This is a genomic window from Streptomyces sp. NPDC059788 (assembly GCF_042732265.1).
Lineage (GTDB): Bacteria > Actinomycetota > Actinomycetes > Streptomycetales > Streptomycetaceae > Streptomyces.
In genome coordinates this window covers 12329-34172 of sequence record NZ_JBHWHY010000043.1, presented here as the reverse complement: position 1 = coordinate 34172, position 21844 = coordinate 12329, and the positions used below count along the sequence as shown (strand labels likewise).

Below are 21844 nucleotides of genomic sequence, written 5' to 3'. Positions count from 1 at the left end.
CGGACTCAACGGTCGTTGTGACGGCCGAGCTCGTTGTCGATGAAGGCGAAGATCTCGTCGGTGCTGGCGGCTTCGATGCGCTCGGCGACCTCTGCCCCGTCCTCCTCCGCCTGGGAGTCCCGCCAGTTCTCCAGGATCTGCGTCAGGCGGGTGGTGACGGCGGCCCTGGTACGGGCGTCGGGCTCGCCCGCGGCGAGTGCGGCGTCGAGCCGTTCGAGTTCCGCCAGCAGGCCGGGCCCCGTAGTGGCGTCTTCCACAAGCTCCGAGACGAAGTGTTCGGCGAGTGCGCCGGGGTTGGGGTAGTCGAAGACGAGGGTGGCGCTCAGCCGGAGCCCGGTGATGGCGGACAGGCGGTTGCGCAGTTCGACGGAGGTCAGGGAGTCGAAGCCCAGGTCGTTGAACTCCCGCCGGGCATCGACGCTCTTGGCCGAGGCGTGGCCGAGCACGGCGGCGGCCTCGGTGCGCACGACGTCGGTCAGCAGCCGCGTACGCTCCTCCGGACGTGCCGCCCGCAGCCGGTCGATGAGTGCCGCGGCCGTCTCCGCACCACCCGCGGAGCCCGCAGAGCCCGCGGCCGTGCGCCGGGCGCCCTTGATGAGCCCGCGCAGCACCGACGGCACCGGGCCCTGGGCCCGTACCTGCCCCGACGCCCGGCCGAGCGCGACCAGGTGCGCCGCGCCGGTCGCGGTGGCCGCGTCGAACAGGGCCAGACCCCGCGCGGGGCTGAGCGGCACCGTTCCGTACGACGCCATGCGCTGCATGTCCGCGTCCGAGAGCGCGGAAGTCATGCCCCCGCTCTGCTCCCAGGCACCCCACGCCAGCGACTGCGCGGGCAGTCCCAGCCCCATGCGGTGCGAGGCGAGCGCATCCAGGAACACGTTGCCCGCCGCGTAGTTGCCCTGTCCCGGCGCACCCAGCACGCCCGAGACGGACGAGTACAGGACGAACGCGGCCAGGCCGAGGTCCTTGGTCGCCTCGTGCAGGTTCCAGGCCGCGTCCGCCTTCGGCCGCAGCACCGCCGAGAGCCGCTCCGGCGTGAGCGAGGTGACCACGCCGTCATCGAGCACACCGGCCGTGTGGATCACAGCGGTCAGCGGACGGTCGGCGGGCACCGAACCCACCAGCTCGTCCACCGCCGCACGGTCCGCCACGTCACACGCCCGGACGTCCACCTCGGCACCGTGAGCGGTCAGCTCCTCGCGCAGCTCGTCCACGCCCGGCGCGCCCGGCCCGCTGCGGCTGACCAGCAGCAGATGCCGCACATCACGCTCCACCACCAGGTGGCGGGCCAGCTCGCGGCCCAGGCCTCCGGTGCCGCCGGTGATCAGCACCGTGCCGTCCGGGTTCCACTCCCCCGGCCCCGCCTCATCATCAGTGCTCCGCTCGGCCAGCCGCCCCACCCGCACAGCGCCGTCGCGCACCACGAACTGGGCGTCGCCGGTCGTCAGCAGACCCGGCAGATCCGGCAGCACCGCGGCGAGATCCCCGTCTCGCAGATCCACCAGCGCGATCCGCTCCGGCTGCTCCGACTGCGCCGAGCGCACCAGGCCCCACACCGCGCCCGCCGCCACATCCGCCACAGGCTCGCCCTGACCGGCCGAAACGGCGCCTCGCGTGACGAACACCAGCCGCGCGGCGACGGTCTCCTCCAGGCCGGCCCACTCCTGGAGCAGGCCCAGGACCCGGCCCGTCACCTCATGGGTACGGGCGGGAACGTCGTCGCCGGTACCGGACACCGGGACCACCACAAGGTCCTCGTCCCCGGTCAGCTCCGACAGCGACGCGACCGACGCCCCCACGCCCAGCACGTCCGCGCCCAGGGACACGCACCGCACCTCGGACGGCTGCACCTCGGGCGCCGCCACCCACTCCAGCGACAACAGCTCGCCGTTCTCCGCGCCGCGCCGCGCCGCCGACCCGCCGGTGCCGGGGTCGCGGTAGGCCCGCATCACCATCGCCTCGGCGGACAGGACCGGCGCGCCCTCGACGTCGACGGCCGTGATGGACATCGCGTCGTCGGCGGTCTTCACGACCCGGACCCGCAGGACGGAGGCGCCGCCCGCGTGCAGCGAGACGCCCCGCCAGGCGAAGGGCAGGAACTGGTCGTCCTCGGTGCCGACCCCGGCCATGCGGTGCGCCTGCAGCACCGCGTCCAGCAGCGCCGGGTGCAGACCGAAGCCCCCGGCGTCACCGGCGACGTGCTCCGGCAGCGCCACCTCGACGTAGGCCCCGTCGTCGCTGCGCCACGCCGAGCGCAGGCCCTGGAACGCGGGGCCGTAACCGGTCCCGTCGTAGAAGCCTTCCAGGTCGACGGCGGCCGCGTTCTGCGGCGGCCAGACCGTGGGCCCGAAGTCCCCGATCCGCTCCCCGCCGGCCAGCGTGCCGCCCGCGTGCTGGATCCACGGCCCGTCGTCACCGACCGGACGCGAATGTACGGAGATCGTGCGGGCGCCTGCCTCGTCGGCGGCCCCGACCAGTACCTGGACCTGCGTGGCGTGCTCCTCCGTGAGCACCATCGGCGTCATCAGGACGAGGTCCGCGACACGGTCGCTGCCGACCTGGTCGGCGGCGCGCGTCGCCAGCTCCAGGAAACCGGTCCCCGGAAAGAACACGTTGTCGCCGATGGCGTGGTCGACCAGCCACGGGTGCGTCTGGAGCGACAGCCTGCCCGTCAGCACCACCCCGCCGTCCTCGGCCAGGGCGAGCGTCGCGCCCAGCAGCGGATGGTCCGCCGGCAGCAGGCCCGCACCGGTCACGTCCCCCGACAGGGCGGCCGGACTCGGCCAGTACCGCTCGTGCTGGAAGGGGTAGGTCGGCAGGTCCACGCGACGGGCGCCGGTGCCTTCGAAGACCCCGGACCAGTCCACTCCGGTCCCGGTGACATGCAGCTGTGCGAGCGCGGTGAGCAGGGCGGTCTCTTCGGGGCGGTCCTTGCGCAGGGCGGGGACGGCCACGGCCGACCCGTCCAGGGTGTGCTGGGCCATCGCCGTCAGCACACCGTCCGGACCCACCTCCAGGAAGACGGACGCCCCTTCGGCCACCAGCGCACCGACGCCGTCGGCGAAGCGCACGGTCTCCCGTACGTGGCGCACCCAGTACTCCGCCGAGCACACGAGTTCCTCGGTGGCGAGTCCGCCCGTCACGTTCGAGACGAGCGGAATCTCCGGCGGCCCGTACGAGAGTCCTTCGGCCACCTGCCGGAAGTCGGCGAGCATCGGCTCCATCAGCGGCGAGTGGAAGGCGTGGCTCACCGACAGGCGCCGCGTCTTGCGGCCCTCGTTGGCGAACTCCTCCGCGATCCGCAGCACGTGGGTCTCGTCCCCGGCGATCACCACCGACTCCGGCCCGTTGACCGCCGCGAGGGATACCCCGTCCACCAGCCGCGCAGCCACCTCACCTTCCGTGGCCTGGACGGCGACCATCGCACCGCCCGCCGGCAGCGCCTGCATCAGCCGCGCACGGGCCGCCACCAGCGCACACGCATCCGCCAGCGAGAACACCCCCGCCACATACGCGGCGGCGATCTCACCGATCGAATGCCCGGCCACGAAGTCCGGTCGGATACCCAGGGATTCCGTCAGCCGGAACAGCGCCACCTCGATCGCGAACAGCGCAGGCTGCGTGAACCCGGTCTCATCCAGACCCTCCGCATCACCGAACATCACATCGCGCAACCCGGAATCGAAATGCCCCAGCACCTCGTCCAGCGCCTCGGCGAACACCGGGAACCGGCCGTACAACTCCCGGCCCATACCGACCCGCTGCGCACCCTGACCCGAGAACAGCACCGCCAGCGAGCGGCCCGTCTCCGCGCGGCCCCGGGCCGCCTCGGACAGCTCGCCGTCGGTGCTCTGAGCCAGCAGTACCGCACGGTGCTCGAAGAGCGAACGGCCCGTGGCGAGCGAGAAGCCCACATCCACCGGCGGCGCCGAGCCCCGCAGCGACGCGATCTGTTCGATCTGCGCCGTGAGCGCCTGCTCGGTCCTGCCCGACACCAGCCACGGCGCCACCGTGGGTGTCGTCACCGGTTCCGTGGCCGGCTCCTCGGCCGGTTCCGCCTGTTCCACGATCACGTGCGCGTTGGTGCCGCTGATTCCGAACGACGACACCCCCGCCCGCCACGGGCGGTCGACCGTGGGCCACTGCCGGGGCCCCGTCAGCAGGTCCACCGCGCCGGACGACCAGTCGACGTGCGATGACGGCGCGTCCACGTGCAGGGTCTGCGGCAGCACGCCGTTGCGCATCGCCAGGACCGTTTTGATGATCCCCGCCACGCCGGCCGCGGCCTGGGTGTGCCCGAGGTTGGACTTCACCGAGCCGAGCAGCAGCGGCCGCTCGGGGTCGCGGCCCTGGCCGTACGTGGCCAGCAGCGCCTGTGCCTCGATCGGGTCGCCGAGCGGGGTGCCGGTGCCGTGGGCCTCGACGGCGTCCACGTCCGAGGCCGCCAGACCGGCGCTCGCGAGCGCCTGGCGGATGACCCGCTGCTGCGACGGGCCGCTGGGCGCCGTGAAGCCGTTGGAGGCGCCGTCCTGGTTGACGGCGGAGCCCCGGACGACCGCGAGGACGGGGTGACCGTTGCGGCGGGCGTCGCTCAGCCGCTCGACGACGAGGATGCCCACGCCCTCGGACCAGCCGGTGCCGTCCGCCGCGTCGGCGAACGCCTTGCAGCGGCCGTCCGCCGCGAGGCCGCCCTGCCGGCTGAACTCCATCAGGGAACCAGGGGACGACATCACGTTCACGCCGCCGACCAGGGCCAGCGAGCACTCACCGGCCCGCAGGGCGTGCGAAGCCTGGTGCAGGGCCACGAGCGAGGAGGAGCACGCCGTGTCGACCGTGACGGCCGGGCCTTCCAGGCCCAGCGTGTAGGACAGCCGCCCGGAAGTGGCGCTGGCGGCGATTCCGGTGCCGATGTCGCCGGTGGCGTCGGCCAGGGAGCGCACCAGCAGGTATGCGTAGTCCTGGCCGTTGGTGCCGACGAAGACACCGGTGCGGCTGCCGCGCAGGGACACCGGGTCGATGCCGGCGCGTTCGATCGCCTCCCAGGAGGTCTCCAGCAGGAGCCGCTGCTGCGGGTCCATGGTGACGGATTCGCGCGGCGAGATCCCGAAGAAGTCCGCGTCGAAGTCCGCCATGCCGTCGAGGAAGCCTCCTTCCTGGCTGACGGCGTTGCCGCGCTGGTCGACGCCCGCGTCCCGCAGGGCGTCGAGGTCCCAGCCGCGGTCCGTGGGGAACGCGCTGATCGCGTCCTTGCCGGAGGCCAGGAGTTCCCAGAGCTCCTCGGGCGAGTTCACGCCGCCGGGGTAGCGGCAGCTCATCGCCACGATCGCGATCGGCTCGGTGGCCGCTGCGACGAGTTTGCGGTTCTCCCGCCGCAGGTGCTCGGCTTCCTTGAGAGAGGCGCGGAGGGCCGCGACGACGGTTTCACTGGATGTGGTCATGGTCCGCTCTTTCAGCGCTCTTGGGGGGAATTGCCGTCGAGTGCCGCCTGCACCAGGTCGGCGATGTCCATCGCGTCGATCGACTCCTCGTAGGCGTCTGCTTCCGTGGCGGCCGGGGCCTCGCCGTTGGACGCCGCGCTCTGCTCGGCGGCGAGCTTCATCAGGGGTTCGAGTACGCCGATCTCACGCAGCTTGTTCATGGAGACGGAGGCGAGCAGGGCCCTGATGCCGGAGGCGTCCGGGTCGCCGTCGCCGGCCCCCGGTCCCTCGTCGGGGACGAGCAGGCTCAGGATGTGGGCTGCCAGGTCGACGGGGTTGGGGTGGTCGAAGACGAGCGTGGCGGTCAGGGACAGTCCGGTCGCGGCGCCGAGCTGGTTGCGCAGTTCGACGGCGCTGAGGGAGTCGAAGCCGAGGTCGCGGAACGCCCGGTCGGCGCCCACGGCGTCGACCGTGGGGTGTCCCAGTACGGCCGCGGCCCGGGTGCGGACCAGATTCAGTACGGCTTCGGGGCGCTTGGCGGGCGGCAGGGCCGTCAGCTTCTCGCGCAGCGCCTCGCCGGTGGTGTCCGCACCGGTGTCCCCCGCCTCCGGGTGCTCGGCCCCGGCCGCCTCGCCGAGGAGCGGGCTGGGCCGTACGGCGGTGAAGGAGCGGACGAACCGGTCGCGTTCGATGTCGGCGACGACCTCGGTGGGCCGCCCGTCCATGACGGCCCGGCGCAGCGCCACGACGGCGAGGTCCGGGTCCAGCGGGCGGATTCCGATGCGCCGGGCCACGTCGGCCGCCCGGTCGCCGTCGGCCATTCCGCCGCCGCCCCACACGCCCCAGGCGATCGAGGTCGCGGCCAGGCCCTCGGCGCGACGCTGCTCGGCGAGCGCGTCCAGGAAGGCGTTGGCGGCGGCGTAGTTGGCCTGGCCGGCGTTGCCGACCGCGCCGGAGGACGAGGAGAACAGGGCGAACACGGCCAGGTCCAGGTCCCGGGTGAGGTCGTGCAGGGCCAGGGCCGAGGCGGCCTTGGCGTGGTACACGGCCTCGTAGCGGTCCGGGGTGAGGCTGTCCAGGACACCGTCGTCCAGGACGCCCGCCGTGTGGATCACGCCGGTCAGCGGCGCCTCCTCCGGCAGGTCCGCCAGGACCTTCCCGAGCGCGTCACGGTCGGCGGCGTCGCAGGCGGTGAGGGTGACCTCGGCGCCCAGCGCGGTGAGTTCGTCCCGCAGTCCGTCCGCGCCGGGGGCGTCGGCGCCCCGGCGGCTGAGGAGCAGCAGGTGCCGGGCGCCCGCCTCGGCGAGCTTACGTGCCACGTGGGCGCCCAGGGCTCCGGTACCGCCGGTGATCAGGACGGTGCCGTCGGGCTTCCACTCCGCCGCGCCGCGTCCGGCCGGTACGGGGACCAGCCGGCGGCCGAGGGCGGCGGAGGGCCGGATCGCGATCTGGTCCTCCCCGCCGGGAGCCGCGAGGGTTTCGGCGAAGCGGGCGGCGGACCGCTCGTCGAGGGTGCCGGGCAGGTCGACCAGACCGCCCCAGCGCTGCGGGTGCTCCAGTGCGGCGACCCGTCCCAGGCCCCATACGGCGGCCTGGGCGAGTCCGGGTACCGGCTCGGAGGGCGCCGCGGCGACCGCGCCGCGGGTGACGCACCACAGGGGTGCGGCGAGGTCCGCGTCGCCGAGCGCCTGGATCAGGGCGGTGGTCAGGGCCAGTGCCTCGGGTGCGTCCGCACCGGGTGCGGGTGCTTCGGCGAGGGCGAGCAGGGACACCACTCCGGTGAACTCGTGCCCGTCGGCGGCCAGTCGCCGCAGCCGCTCGGCCAGTGCCGCGCGGTCGGGGCCGGGCGCTTCCAGGCGTACGGCGTCCGGGCCCAGGGCGGCGACGGCGTCGGCGGCCCAGGGGTCGTCGGCGTGTCCGGCCGGGAGTACGGCGAGCCAGGTGCCTGCCGGGGTGCGGGCGGGCTGCGTGCTCAGCGGCTGCCAGGTGATCTGCTGCCGCCAGCCGTCGACGGTGCTGTCCTGGCCGCGCCGGCGGCGCCAGTCGGCGAGCGCGGGAAGCACCTTGGCCAGTGCGTCGCCGTCGACGTCGAGCGTCGTCTCCAGTGAGGCGAAGTCGGCCTCGCGGACCGCCGACCAGAAGCCGTCGTCCTCGCCGCCCGCAGCGGTGGCGGCCGTCGGCAGTGCGACCGGCCAGTACCGCTGGTGCTGGAAGGGGTAGGTGGGCAGGTCGGTGCGGCGCGGTTCGGCCGCGGCCTCTTCGAGTACGGCGTCCCAGTCCGGGACGGCTCCGCCGACGTACAGCCGGGCGAGGGCGGTGAGCACGGACTCCTGCTCGCCGCGGTCCTTGCGCAGCGCCGGCACGGCCGCCGCCTGCGAGGACACGGCGTCCAGGGTGTCCTGGGCCATGGCGCACAGCCCGCCGTCGGGGCCGAGTTCCAGGAAGGTGGTCACGCCGCGCTCGGTGAGGGTGCGGACGCCGTCACCGAAGCGGACCGCGTCACGGACGTGGCGCACCCAGTAGTCCGGGGAGCACACCTGCTCCGCGGTCGCCGCTTCGCCGGTCACGTTGGACACGAGCGGAATCCGGGGGGCGTGGTAGTCCACGCTCCCGGTGATCCGTCGGAAGTCCTCAAGAATGGCGTCCATGTGCAGGGAGTGAAACGCATGGCTGACCCGCAAACGCCTAGTCTTGCGCCCGTCGGCGGTGAGTTTCGCCGCGACGGTCAGTACGGCGTCCTCGTCGCCGGACAGGACCGTCGACCGGGGACCGTTGACCGCGGCGATCGACACGCCCTCGGTCAGCAGCGCCGTCGTCTCCTCCTCGGTGGCCTGGACGGCGACCATGGCGCCGCCGGCCGGCAGGGCGTCCATCAGCCGGGCCCGTGCGGCCACGACCTTGCAGGCGTCCTCCAGGGAGAAGACCCCGGCCACGTGTGCCGCGGCGATCTCACCGATCGAGTGCCCGGCGGCGAAGTCCGGGCGGATGCCCCAGGACTCGACCAGGCGGAACAGCGCCACCTCGATGGCGAACAGCGCGGGCTGGGTGAAGCCGGTCCGGTTGAGCAGCTCCGCGTCGTCGAACACGACGTCCCGCAGCGGGCGTTCCAGCTCGGCGTCGAGGTGCGCGGTCACCGCGTCGAAGGCCTCGGCGAAGACCGGGAAGCGGTCGTACAGCTCCCGTCCCATGCCCAGCCGCTGGGTGCCCTGGCCGGAGAACAGCACCGCCAGCTTGCCGCGGCGGGCGCCGGCCTCTCCCTGGACGACCTGCGGCGTGGTGTGGCCGTCGGCGAGCGCGGCCAGGCCGTCCAGCAGCTCGTCGCGGTCGCCGGCGAGGACGGCGGCGCGGTGTGCGAAGACCGAGCGGGTGGTGGCCAGCGACCGGGCGAGGCCGGCGGTGGTGAGTTCGGGCCGGGCGCTCACGTAGGAGTGCAGCTGCCGGGCCTGGGCCCGCAGTGCCTCCGGCGCGGCGGCCGACACGGGTACCGGCAGCGGGCCGCGGACCTGTCCCGCGGGTTCGGCCGCGGCGGGCTGCCCGGGCTGCGCGAACTGCTCGATGATCACGTGGGAGTTGGTGCCGCTGGCGCCGAAGGCCGAGATGCCGGCCCGCCGGGGGCGGTCGGTGAGCGGCCAGTCGGCCGCCTGCGTCAGCAGGTCGACCGCACCGGCGGTCCAGTCGACGTGCGCCGACGGCTCGTCCACGTGCAGGGTCCTGGGCAGGACGCCGTGGCGCATGGCCTGCACCATCTTGATCACGCCGGCGACGCCCGCGGCGGCCTGGGTGTGGCCGATGTTGGACTTCAGCGATCCCAGCAGCAGCGGCCGTTCCCGGTCCTGTCCGTACGTGGCCAGCAGGGCCTGGGCCTCGATCGGGTCGCCCAGGGTGGTGCCGGTGCCGTGCGCCTCCACCGCGTCGACGTCGGCCGGTGCCAGTCCGGCGTCGGCCAGGGCCCGCCGGATGACGCGGCGCTGCGAGGGGCCGTTGGGCGCGGTGATGCCGTTGCTGGCACCGTCCTGGTTGATCGCCGAGCCGCGCAGGACGGCGAGGATCTCGTGGCCGTTGCGGCGGGCGTCGGAGAGCCGTTCCAGGACGAGGACGCCCACGCCCTCGGACCAGCCGGTGCCGCTCGCGGAGTCGGCGAAGGCCCGGCAGCGGCCGTCGGGCGCGAGGGCGCCCAGCTCCCCGAACTCCACGAAGTTCACCGGGGAGGACATCACCGTCACACCGCCGGTGAGCGCGATGGAGCACTCGCCGCTGCGCAGTGACTGGGCGGCCAGGTGGAAGGCCACCAGGGACGAGGAGCAGGCCGTGTCGACGCTGACGGTCGGGCCTTCCAGGCCGAAGTGGTAGGCCACCCGGCCGGAGAGCAGGCTCGCCGACTGCGCGGTCTGCGCGTGGCCCAGCTGGCCCGCCTCGGGCCGGTAGTCGCCCGAGCCGCCGCCGATGAACACGCCCGTGTCACCGCCGCGCAGCCCGGCCGGGTCGATGCCGGTGCGCTCCAGCGCCTCCCAGGTCGCCTCCAGCAGGATGCGCTGCTGCGGGTCCATGACCATGGCCTCGCGCGGCGAGATGCCGAAGAAGCCGGGGTCGAAGTCGGCGACGTCGTGCAGGAAGCCGCCTTCCCGGGCGATGGTGCGGCCGCGGCCGTCCCGGTCGCCGTGCAGCAGTTGGTCCAGGTCCCAGCCGCGGTCGACGGGGAAGCCGCCGATGGCGTCCACCTCTCCCATGGCCAGGTTCCACAGGTCCTCGGGCGAGCGGACCCCGCCCGGGAAGCGGCAGCTCATGCCGACGATGACGACCGGGTCGTCGGCCACGTCCGCGCCCCGCGCCCGTACCGCCGTGGCGGCGGGCAGCTCGTCGCCGTCCTCGCCGAGGAGTTCGGTGCGCAGGTGGCCGGCCAGCGCCTCCGCCGTCGGGTAGTCGAAGACCAGGGTGGCGGGCAGCGACAGGCCTGTCGCGGTGGCGAGCTGGTTGCGCAGGTCGACGGCGGTCAGCGAGTCGAAGCCGAGGTCCTTGAAGGCCGGTCCGGTCGGTACGGCGTCGGCGTCGGCGAAGCCGAGTACCGAGGCCACCTCGCCGCGGACCAGGGTCAGCAGCATCTCGGTCCGCTCCGCGGCCGGGCGGGCGGCGAGCCGCTCCTTGAGACCGGTCGCCGTGCCCTGCTCGGTGCCCTCGGGCTCCGCCAGGGCGGCTCGCGCCTCGGGGAGTTCGGTGAACAGGGCGCCGCTCCGGTTGCGGGTGAAGGCCGGCGCGAACCGGTCCCACCGCACGTCGGCGACCGTCACCGAGGCCGCGTCGTCGCCGACGCAGCGGGCGAGGGCGCTCAGGGCCCGCCCGGTGTCCATCGCGGGCAGTCCGTTGGCCCGCAGGTGCGCGGCCAGGCTGTCGTCGGCGGTGTCCGCCCAGGCGCCCCAGGCCACGGACAGGGCGGGCAGCCCGTGTGCGCGGTACCGCCGGGCCAGGGCGTCCAGCAGGGCTCCGGCCGCCGCCTCGGTTCCCCGGGCGCCGGCACCCCAGGTCCCGGCGATCGAGGAGCAGAGGACGAAGGCGTCCAGGGGCCGCTCTCCGGTCGCCGCGCCGGCCACGGCCGCCAGGTTCTCCACGGCCGTGTGCAGCGCGGCCAGGGCGGCGCCCGGCTCGCTGTCACCGGACAGCGCGTCCGCGTCGGTGTGGACCACGGCGGTCAGCGGTGCCGTCTGCGGGAGCGCGGCGAGGGCGGTCAGGATTGCCTCGTCGTCGGCCGGGGCGCAGTCGAGGTGCGTCAGCTCCGCGTCCAGGCCGTCGAAGTCGGCACGCAGCTGGTCGATGCCGGATGTGGCGGGCCCGGCCAGCAGGATGTGCCGGGCGCCCTCTTCGGCGAGCCGGCGGGCGAAGGGCCCGGCGATGCCGGACGCGCTGCCGACGACCAGGACCGTGCCGGACGGCTGCCACGTGGCGGCCGGGGTGTCGGCCGAGGCGCGCACCAGCCGGCGTCCGAAGACGCCCGAGGACCGCAGTGCCACCTGGTCCTCGCCGCTCTTGCCGGACAGTACGGCACGGAACCGGTCCGCCGAACGCCGGTCGAGTACGTGGGCGATGTCGACGAGGCCGCCCCAGCGCTCGGGGTGGTCCAGGGCCATGACCCGGCCCATCCCCCACACGGCCGCCTGGGCGGCGTCCAGGTCGGTCTCCGAGCGGCCGGCCGACACCGCGCCCCGGGTGACGTACCAGAGGGGGGCGTCGATACCGGCGTCGGCCAGTGCCCGCAGCGCCCGGTCCGGCCAGACCGGCCCGGCGGGGGCGATGCCTTCGGCGGCCCGGACCGCGAGCAGGGAGACGACACCCGCGAACCCGGTGCCGGATGCGGCGGTTTCGGCCAGCTGAGCGGACAGCGCGCGGCCGTCCGCCGGGTCCACCTCGACGCTCACGGCGTCGTCACCGAGGGCCGCGATCACGGCGGCGGTCCACTCGTCGCCCGCGCCGCCTGCCGGGACGAGCGCCAGCCACGGTCCGGGAAGCGTGCCCGCCGAGATCCCGGTGAGCGGCTTCCACGTGACCTGGTAGCGCCAGCCGTCGACGGTCGAGCGCTCGACGCGCTTGCGGCGCCAGGCGGACAGGGCGGGTACGAGGGCGGTCAGCGCGGTGTCGTCCAGTTCGAGGTCGGCGGAGAGCGACGACAGGTCCTCGCGCTCCACCGCGTCCCAGAACTCGGCGTCCACGGGGTCCTGCGAGCCGTCCGACAGGTGTCCCGTGGGCGCGGCCTCCGGCCAGTACCACTCGTGCTGGAAGGGGTAGGTCGGCAGGTCCACGCGACGGGCACCGGTGCCGTGGAAGACCCCGGACCAGTCGACGCCGACACCGTTGACGTACAGGTGTGCCAGCGCGGTGAGCAGGGCCGTCTCCTCGGGGCGGTCCTTGCGCAGGGCGGGGACGGCCACGGCCGACCCGTCCAGGGTGTGCTGGGCCATCGCCGTCAGCACACCGTCGGGACCCACCTCCAGGAAGACGGACGCTCCCTCGGTCTCCAGCGCACGCACGCCGTCGGCGAAGCGCACCGTCTCCCGCACGTGGCGCACCCAGTAGCCGGGCGAGCACACGAGTTCCTCGGTGGCGAGTTCCCCGGTCACGTTCGAGACGATGGGGATCTGCGGGGCCTCGTACGACAGCCCCTCGGCCACCTGCCGGAAGTCGGCGAGCATCGGCTCCATCAGCGGCGAGTGGAAGGCGTGGCTCACCGACAGGCGCCGCGTCTTGCGGCCCTCGGCGGCGAACTCCTCCGCGATACGGAGCGCCTCCGCCTCGTCCCCGGCGATCACCACGGCCTCCGGCCCGTTGACCGCCGCGATCGACACACCGTCCACCAGCCGCGCCGCCACCTCACTCTCCGTGGCCTGGACCGCGACCATCGCACCGCCCGCAGGCAGCGCCTGCATCAGCCGCGCCCGCGCCGCCACCAGCGCACACGCGTCCGCCAGCGAGAACACCCCCGCCACATGGGCCGCGGCAATCTCACCGATCGAATGCCCGGCCACGAAATCCGGACGGATACCGAGCGACTCGGTCAGCCGGAACAGCGCCACCTCCACCGCGAACAGCGCAGGCTGCGTGAACCCGGTCTCATCCAGACCCTCCGCATCACCGAACATCACATCGCGCAACCCGCCGTCGAAGTGAGCCAGCACCTCGTCGAACGCCTCGGCGAACACCGGGAAACGGCCGTACAACTCCCGGCCCATACCGACCCGCTGCGCACCCTGACCCGAGAACAGCACCGCCAGCTTGCCGTCGGCCTCCTGGGCGACGCCGCGTGCGAGTTCCCGTACGCCCTCGCCGTCGGCCGCGAGGACCGCGCGGTGGGCGAACGCCGTCCTGCCGGTGGCGAGGGAGTGGCCCACGTCGACCGGTGACGGGCCGGTCAGCGCCGAGAACCGTTCGATCTGGGCCGCCAGCGCGGCCTCGGACGTGCCCGACACCGGCCAGGGCACGATGCCCGGCACCGTGGTGGGCGTGGCGGGCTCGGCCGCCGCGGGCTCCTCGGCGTCCGGCGCCTGCTCGATGATCACGTGCGCGTTGGTGCCGCTGACACCGAAGGCGGAGACACCCGCCCGCCGGACGTGACCGGTCTCGGGCCACTCCTGCTGCTCGGTGACGAGCGTGATCGTCTCGTCCGTCCAGTCGACGTGCGAGGACGGGGCGTTGACGTGCAGGGTCTTGGGCAGGACGCCGTACCGCATGGCCAGGAGCACCTTGATGGTGCCGGCGACGCCGGCCGCGGCCTGGGTGTGGCCCAGGTTCGACTTGACGGCGCCGAGCAGCAGCGGGCGCTCCCGCTCCTGTCCGTAGGCGGCGATCAGGGCGTGTGCCTCGATGGGGTCGCCGAGGGTGGTGCCGGTGCCGTGGGCCTCGACGACGTCGACGTCGGCGGGGCTGAGGTCGGCGTCGGCGAGGGCCTGGCGGATGGCGCGCTGCTGGGCCCGTCCGCTGGGCGCGGTCAGTCCGTTGGAGGCGCCGTCCTGGTTGACGGCGGTGCCGCGCACGATGCCCCATACGTCGTGGCCGTTGCGGCGGGCGTCGGAGAGCCGTTCCAGGACGAGGATGCCCACGCCCTCGGACCAGCTGGTGCCGTCGGCCGCGTCGGCGAAGGGCTTGCAGCGGCCGTCGGGGGCCAGCCCGCCCTGGACGGTGAACTCGGTGAAGGAGTCGGGGCTGGACATGACCGAGACGCCGCCGGCCAGTGCGAGTGTGCACTCGCCGCCGCGCAGGGCGTTGGCGGCCATGTGCATGGCCACCAGCGCGGAGGAGCAGGCGGTGTCGACGGTGACGGCCGGGCCCTCCAGGCCGAAGGCGTAGGAGAGGCGGCCGGACATGACGCTTGCGGTGTTGCCGGTGGCGACGTGGCCGCGTACGTCGGCGGTGCCGGTGCCCTTGCGCAGGAGCGTGGCGTAGTCCTGGCCGTTGGTGCCGACGAAGACGCCGGTGCGGCTGCCGCGCAGGGTGCTCGCGTCGATTCCGGCGCGCTCGAAGGCCTCCCAGGTGGTCTCCAGCAGCAGGCGCTGCTGGGGGTCCATGGCCAGGGCCTCGCGGGGCGAGATACCGAAGAAGGAGGCGTCGAAGAGGCCGACGCCGTCGAGGAAGCCGCCTTCGAGGGTGGCGGAGGCGCCCTGGGCGAGCGCTTCCAGGTCCCAGCCGCGGTCCGCGGGGAATCCGCTGATCGCGTCCTCGCCGCCGCTCAGCAGCCGCCAGAGGTCTTCGGGGGACCGTACGCCGCCGGGGAAGCGGCAGTTCAGGCCGACGATGGCGATGGGGTCGTCGTCCGCCGCCCGGCCGAAGGTGGCCGGGATGCCGGTGCCGGTCTCGGGCAGGGTGCCCAGGAGTTCGCCGAGCAGGAAGTCGGCGAGGGCGGTCGGGGTCGGGTAGTCGTAGACGAGGGTCGCGGGCAGTTTCAGGCCGGTGCCGGCCGTGAGGGTGTTGCGCAGTTCGACGGTGGTCAGCGAGTCGAAACCGAGGTCGCTGAAGGCGCGGTCGGCGCCGATGCCCGAGGTGCCGGTGTGTCCGAGGACCGCGGCCACCTGGGTGCGGACCAGGTCCAGGACGAAGCGCGGGCGCGCGGCCGGGGAGAGGTCGGCGAGCTGCCGGCGCAGGGTCGGTTCGCGCAGCGCGGCTTCGGCCGCCCCGGCGGTCGGTGCGGCCCGGTGCAGTTCGGGCAGGTCGGCGACGAGGGGGCTGGGGCGCAGCGCGGTGAACACCTCCGCGTAGCGCTGCCAGTCGATGTCGGCGAGGGTCAGCGTCGTGGCGCCGTGCTCGATCGCGCGCCGCAGGGCGGTGAGGGCGAGCTGGGGCTCCATGGGGTTGAAGCCGCCGCGGCGGACGCGTTCCTGGATGCCGGTGCCGTCGGCCGCCATGCCGCCCTCGGCCCAGGGGCCCCAGGCCAGCGAGGTGGCGGGCAGGCCGTGGGCGCGGCGGTGTTCGGCGAAGGCGTCCAGGAAGGCGTTGGCGGCGGCGTAGTTGCCCTGGCCGGCCGCGCCGAGGGTGCCGGCGACGGAGGAGAACAGCACGAAGGCGGTCAGCTCCAGGTCGCGGGTGGCCTCGTGCAGGTTGCGGGTGGCGGTGACCTTGGCGCGCAGGACGGTGGCGAACTGCTCGGGGGTGAGCGTGTCCAGGGTGCCGTCGTCGACGGTGCCGGCGGTGTGGAACACCGCGGTGAGCGGGTGCTCGTCGGGGATCAGGGCCAGTGCGGCGTCGAGCTCGTCGCGGTCGGCCGTGTCGCAGGCCGCGACGGTGACCCGGGCGCCCAGGTCCTCGATCTGTGCGACCAGGTCGGCGGCGCCGGGGGCGTCGGTTCCGCGGCGGCTGACCAGCAGCAGGTGCTGGGCGCCCGCTTCGGCGAGCCATCGGGCGACGTGGCCGCCGAGGGCTCCGGTGCCGCCGGTGACGAGCACGGTGCCGGTGGGGCCGAACGTTTCGGCCTTGGTGGCCGGTTCGGTTCGGTGGTGCGCCAGGCGGCGGGCGAAGGTCGCGGTGGTGCGTACGGCGAGCTGGTCCTCGCCCCCGCTTGCGGCGAGGACGGTGGCCAGGCGGCGCAGGGTGGTGCCGTCGAGCTCGTCGGGGAGGTCGACGAGGCCGCCCCAGCGCTGCGGGTGCTCCAGCGCGGCGACACGTCCCAGGCCCCACACGGCGGCCTGGGCGGGACGGGCCGGGTGTTCGGCGCGGTCCACGGCGACGGCGGTGCGCGTCACGCACCACAGGGGGGCCTCGATCCCGGCGTCTCCAAGGGCCTGGACGGCGGCCGTCGTGAGCAGCAGGCCCGCGGCGGTGGCGTCATCGACGCCCCCGGCGCCTTCGCCCGCCGTGGCCAGCAGGGACAGGACGCCCGCGAACTCACCGTGCTCGGCGGCCAGTTCGCCCAGCCGCTCGGCCAGTTCCCGGCGCTGCGGCGTGGTGACCTCGACCCGTACGGAGTCGGTGCCCAGGGCGCCGGCGACCGTGTCGGGCCAGGTCTGCTCGCCGTCGGCGGGTGCGAGCACCAGCCAGGTCCCGGACGGGCGTGCGGCGTCGGCCGGGCCGGTGAGGGGCTTCCAGGTGGCCCGGTAGCGCCAGCCGTCGACGGTGGAGCGCTCGCGGCTCTTGCGCCGCCAGGAGGAGAGGGCGGGCACGACGGCGGTGAGGGTGTCGTCGTCCAGGTCGAGCGAGGAGCCCAGGGACTCCAGGTCGGCGCGCTCGACGGCCGACCAGAACTCCGCGTCCGCCGCGTCGGCGGGGTGCACGGGTGCGGCGGTACCGGCGGTTGCCTCGGGCCAGTAGCGCTCGCGCTGGAAGGAGTAGGTGGGCAGGTCGATCCGGCGGGCGCCGGTGCCCGCGAACACGGCGTCCCAGTCGACGCCCACCCCGTGGAGGTGGAGCCCGGCCAGCGCCGTGGTCAGCGCCACGGCCTCGGGCCGGTCACGGCGCAGTGCCGGGACGGCGGTGGCCCGCTCCTGGTCGCCGGTGCTCTCGCGTACCGCGCCGCTGAGTACGGCGTCCGGCCCGAGCTCGAAGAAGGTCGTCACGCCGTGCTCGGTGAGGTGCTGTACGGCGTCGGCGAAGCGGACGGTGCCGCGGACCTGTCCGGTCCAGTACTCCGGTGTGGCGAGCTCGTCGTGCGTCAGGAGCGCGCCGGTGACCGTGGACACCAGCGGGACGGTGGGCGCGTGGCAGGTGACGGAGCCGACGACGCGGGCGAAGTCCGCCAGCATCGGGTCCATGTGCGGCGAGTGGAAGGCGTGGCTGACGCGCAGCCGCTTGGTGCGGCGGCCGAGCTCCTGGAAGTGCGCCGCCACCGCGAGGACGGCGTCCTCGTCGCCGGAGACGACCAGGGAGGCCGGGGTGTTGACGGCGGCGACCGCGGCCCGCCCCTCGTAGGAGGCGAGCACGAGGGCCACCTCGTCCTCGGTGGCCTCGACGGAGGCCATGGCGCCGCCCGCGGGCAGCGCCGCCATCAGGCGCCCGCGGGCCGCGACGAGGGTGCAGGCGTCCTCCAGGGAGAGGACTCCGGCGGCGTGCGCGGCGGCGAACTCGCCGATGGAGTGTCCCGCGACGTAGTCGGGGCGCAGGCCCCAGGACTCGGCGAGGCGGAACAGGGCCACTTCGAGGGCGAACAGGGCGGGCTGGGTGTAGCCGGTGTCGTCCAGCAGCGCGGCCTCGGGGGTGTCCGGGGCGGCGAAGAGGATCTCGCGCAGCGGCCGGTCGAGTTCGAGGTCGAAGCGGGCCAGTACGGCGTCCAGGGCCTCGGCGTACACGGGGTGGCGCTCGTACAGCTCGCGTCCCATTCCGGGGCGCTGGCTGCCCTGGCCGGTGAAGAGGAAGGCCAGCCGGCCGCGGTCCGGGCTGCCGGTGAGCAGCCCGCCGTCGGGGGCCGCGTCGCGCAGTGCGGTCAGGGCGCGGACGAGGGTGTCGTGGTCGTCGGTGACGACGGCCGCCCGGTGCTCCAGGGCCGACCGGGAGGCGGCGAGGGAGAACGCGAGGTCGGTGAGGGGCAGTCCGGGGTGGTCGGTGAGGTGGGTCAGGAGCCGCCCGGCCTGTGCGCGCAGGGCCGCTTCGGTGTGTCCGGACAGGGTGAAGGGGACGGGGGTGGGCTCGGCCGGGCGGGCCGGCGCGGTGTCGGTGTCGTCCTCGGGCCGCTCTTCCGGGGCCTGTTCGAGGATGGTGTGGACGTTGGTGCCGCTGAGCCCGAAGGAGGAGACGCCCGCGCGGCGCGGGTGGTCGGTGCCGGGCCAGGACAGCGGCTCGGTGAGCAGGCGGATGGCGCCGGAGCTCCAGTCGACGTGCGTGGAGGGCCGGTCGATGTGCAGGCTCTGCGGCACGGTGCCGTGGCGCAGGGCCATGACCATCTTGATGACGCTGGCCACGCCGGACGCCATCTGGGTGTGCCCGATGTTGGACTTGACGGAGCCCAGGAGCAGCGGGTTCTCGGGGTCGCGGCCCTGGCCGTAGGTGGCGAGCAGGGCCTGCGCCTCGATCGGGTCGCCGAGGGCGGTGCCGGTGCCGTGGCCGTCGATGACGTCGATGCCGTCGGGGTCCACCTTGGCGTTGGCCAGGGCCTGGCGGATGACGCGCTGCTGGGACGGGCCGTTGGGCGCGGTCAGGCCGTTGGAGGCGCCGTCCTGGTTGACGGCGGAGCCCCGGATGACGGCCAGGACCTGGTGCCCGTTGCGGCGGGCGTCCGACAGGCGCTCGACGAGGAGCAGGCCGACGCCTTCGGCGAGGGTCATGCCGTCGGCCTGGTCGGAGTACGCCTTGCAGCGGCCGTCGGCGGCCATCGCGCGCTGGCGGCTGAAGCCGATGAACGCGCCGGGCGTGGACATGATGCTGACGCCGCCGGCCAGGGCCAGGGAGCTCTCGCCGTTGCGCAGCGACTGGCAGGCCAGGTGCAGGGCGACCAGGGACGAGGAGCAGGCGGTGTCGAGGGAGACGGCCGGGCCCTCGAAGCCGTAGGTGTAGGAGAGCCGGCCGGACAGGACGCTGGAGATGGTGCCGGTGATCAGGTGTCCCTCGGCGCCTTCCGGGCTGGCCCCGGAGGCTCCGTAGTCCTGGTAGCTGGCGCCGATGAACGTGCCGGTGCCGCTGCCGCGCAGGGTCGCGGGGTCGATGCCCGCGCGCTCCATGGCCTCCCAGGAGGTCTCCAGCAGCAGCCGCTGCTGGGGGTCCATGGCCAGGGCCTCACGCGGCGAGATGCCGAAGAAGGAGGCGTCGAAGTCCGCGGCTTCGTGGAGGAAGCCGCCGCGGGTCGAGTAGGTGTGGCCGGCCCGGTCGGGGTCGGGGTCGTAGAGGCCCTCGGTGTCCCAGCCGCGGTCGGTGGGGAACTCGCCGGTGGCGTCGCCGCCCTCGGTGACCAGGCGCCACAGGTCCTCCGGCGAGCCGACGCCGCCGGGGTAGCGGCAGCTCATGCCGATGATGGCGATGGGCTCGTCGTCGGCGGCGGCGCTGCTCGTGGTGGTGGCGGTGCCCGTGGCGGACCCGGCGATGGACTCGCGCAGGTAGGCGACGAGCGCGAGCGGGTTGGGGTAGTCGAAGACCATGGTGCTCGGCAGGGCGAGCCCGGTCACGGCGGCGATCCGGTTGCGCAGGTCGACGGCGGTCAGCGAGTCGAAGCCGACGTCGCGGAAGGCGCGCTGTTCGGAGAGCACGTCGGGTGAGGCGTGGCCGAGCGCGGTGGCCGCCTCGGCGCGGACGAGGTCCAGCAGGAGGCGGTCCTGCTCGACGGGGGCGAGCCCCTGGAGCCGGGCGGCGAACTCGTTGCCGGAGTCCGCGACGGTGCCGGTGTCCTCGGCGAGCCGCTGGACCTCGGGCACGTCCTCGAAGAGGCGGGTGGGCCGCGCGGCGGTGAAGACGGGGTGGTAGCGGTCCCAGTCCACGTCGGCGACGGCCAGCAGCGTCTCGTCGTCGTCGAGGGCCTGGCGCAGGCCGGTGAGGGCCAGCTGCGGGTCCATGAAGACCAGTCCGCTGCGGCGGATCTGGCCGGGGTCGACGCGGCCGAGCTTGAGGTCGTCGGCCCAGATGCCCCAGGAGACGGCGGTGGCGCGGGCGCCGCGGGCGCGGCGGTGTTCGGCCAGGGCGTTGAGGTAGGCGTTGCCGGCGACGTAGGCGGCGTGGGCGCCGCTGCCCCACATGCCGGCGGTGGAGGAGTACAGGACGAAGGCGTCGAGGTCGTCGCCGAGGAGTTCGTCCAGGTGCCGGGCGCCGGTGACCTTGGCGTCCATCACCTTCGCGAAGTCGTCGTGGGTGGTCTCCTCCAGCGTCGCCAGTTCGATGGTGACGGCGGTGTGCACGACGGTGCGTACGGTACGGCCTTCGGCTTCGAGCCCGGCGAGCATCCGGGCGACGGCGTCGCGGTCGGTCAGGTCGCAGGCGACGACGCCGGCCTCGCAGCCCAGCTCGGCCAGTTCCTGGACGAGTTCCTCCGCGCCGGGCGCCGCGGGGCCGCGGCGGCTGGTGAGCACGACGTGCTCGGCGCCCTGCTCGGCGAGCCAGCGGGCCAGGTGCGGGGCGAGCGTGCCGGTGCCGCCGGTGACGAGGGTGGTGCCCCTCGGCGTCCAGGGGTCGGCCGGGGCGGTGTCGGCGGGCGTGGCGCGTACGACGCGGCGGGCGAGGACGCCCGAGGCGCGCAGGGCGAGGTGGTCCTCACCGGTACGGCCGGACAGGACGGCGGCCAGGCGCTCACCGGCCCGCTGGTCGAGCTGCTCGGGCAGGTCGACCAGGCCGCCCCAGCGCTGGGGGTGTTCGAGGGCGGCGGTCCAGCCGAGGCCGAGGATCTGGGCCTGGTCGGGGTGGGTCAGCCGGTCCGCGCGGCCGGTGGAGACGGCTCCCTGGGTCAGGCACCACAGGGGTGCGCCGATCCCGGCGTCGCCGAGTGCCTGGACGAGCGCGAGGGTCAGGGCGAGCCCGCGGGTGAGCGCCGGGTGCGCCGTGCTCTGCTCCTCGGCCTCGGCCAGCAGGGACACCACTCCCGTGAGGTCCGCCGCGCCGTCGAGTCCGGTCAGGCGCGCGGCCAGGGTCGCGCGGTCGGCGCAGGCGTCGTCCAGGACGAGGGTGCGCGGGTCGGCGCCGTGGGCGGCGAGGACACCGGTGACGGCGTCGGTGTCGGCCCCTTCGGGGGCGACGACGAGCCAGGTGCCCGTCAGGGCCGCCGTGGGCAGGCTGGTCAGCGGCTTCCAGGTGGCGCGGTAGCGCCAGGAGTCCACGGTGGACAGGTCGCGGCGGCGCTTGCGCCAGTGCGAGAGGGCCGGCAGAACCGGAGCCAGCGAGTCGCGGTCCAGACGCAGGCTGGAGGCGAGGGTCTCGACGTCCTCCTCCTCGACCGCGGTCCAGAACTCCGCGTCCGCGGGGTCCGCTTCGGCCCGTTCCCGGGTCCGCTCGGGGATCGCCCACAGGTGCTCGCGCTGGAAGGCGTAGGTGGGCAGCGGCACGCGGCGGGCGCCGGTGCCGGCGAGGACACCGGCCCAGTCGGCGTCCGCGCCCCGTACGAAGGCCTCGGCGAGGGAGGTCAGGAAGCGGTCGGTGCCGCCCGTGTCGCGCCGGAGCGTGCCGAGCACCGCGGCCTTGGCGCCGGCCTCCTCGACGGTCGCCTGGATGCCCATGGCGAGGACGGGGTGGGAGCTGACCTCGATGAAGAAGTGGTGGCCCTGGGCGAGGAGTTCGCCGATGGCGGGCTGGAAGCGGACGGTCTGCCGCAGGTTGGTGTACCAGTAGCCGGCGTCCATGACGGTGGTGTCGAGCCAGTCGCCGGTGACGGTGGAGAAGAACGGCACCTGCGCCGTGCGCGGGCGCACCGGCGCGAGGACGGTGTGCAGTTCGTCGCGCACCATCTCGACCTGCGCGGAGTGCGAGGCGTAGTCCACGGCGATGCGCTTGGCGCGGATGTCCTCGCCGACCAGTTCGGCCTGCAGGGCGTCCATCGGCGCGACGGCGCCGGA

1 protein-coding gene and 1 pseudogene (1 of these 2 only partly in view) are annotated in these 21844 nt (G+C 74.5%); both read right to left on the bottom strand.

What is annotated here, in order from left to right; all coding sequences use genetic code 11:
• Positions 1–5: 5 nt before the first annotated feature.
• A pseudogene (locus ACFV57_RS31485) lies at positions 6–5414 on the bottom strand (SDR family NAD(P)-dependent oxidoreductase); the annotation flags it as partial.
• 35 nt (positions 5415–5449) lie between these two features.
• On the bottom strand, positions 5450–21844 hold the 3' portion of the coding sequence (locus tag ACFV57_RS31480) for a type I polyketide synthase (protein ID WP_385239188.1). The gene runs 12087 nt beyond the window's last position; 16395 of the gene's 28482 nt are visible here — the last part of the coding sequence; the start codon falls outside the window, past its right edge; the stop codon is at positions 5450–5452.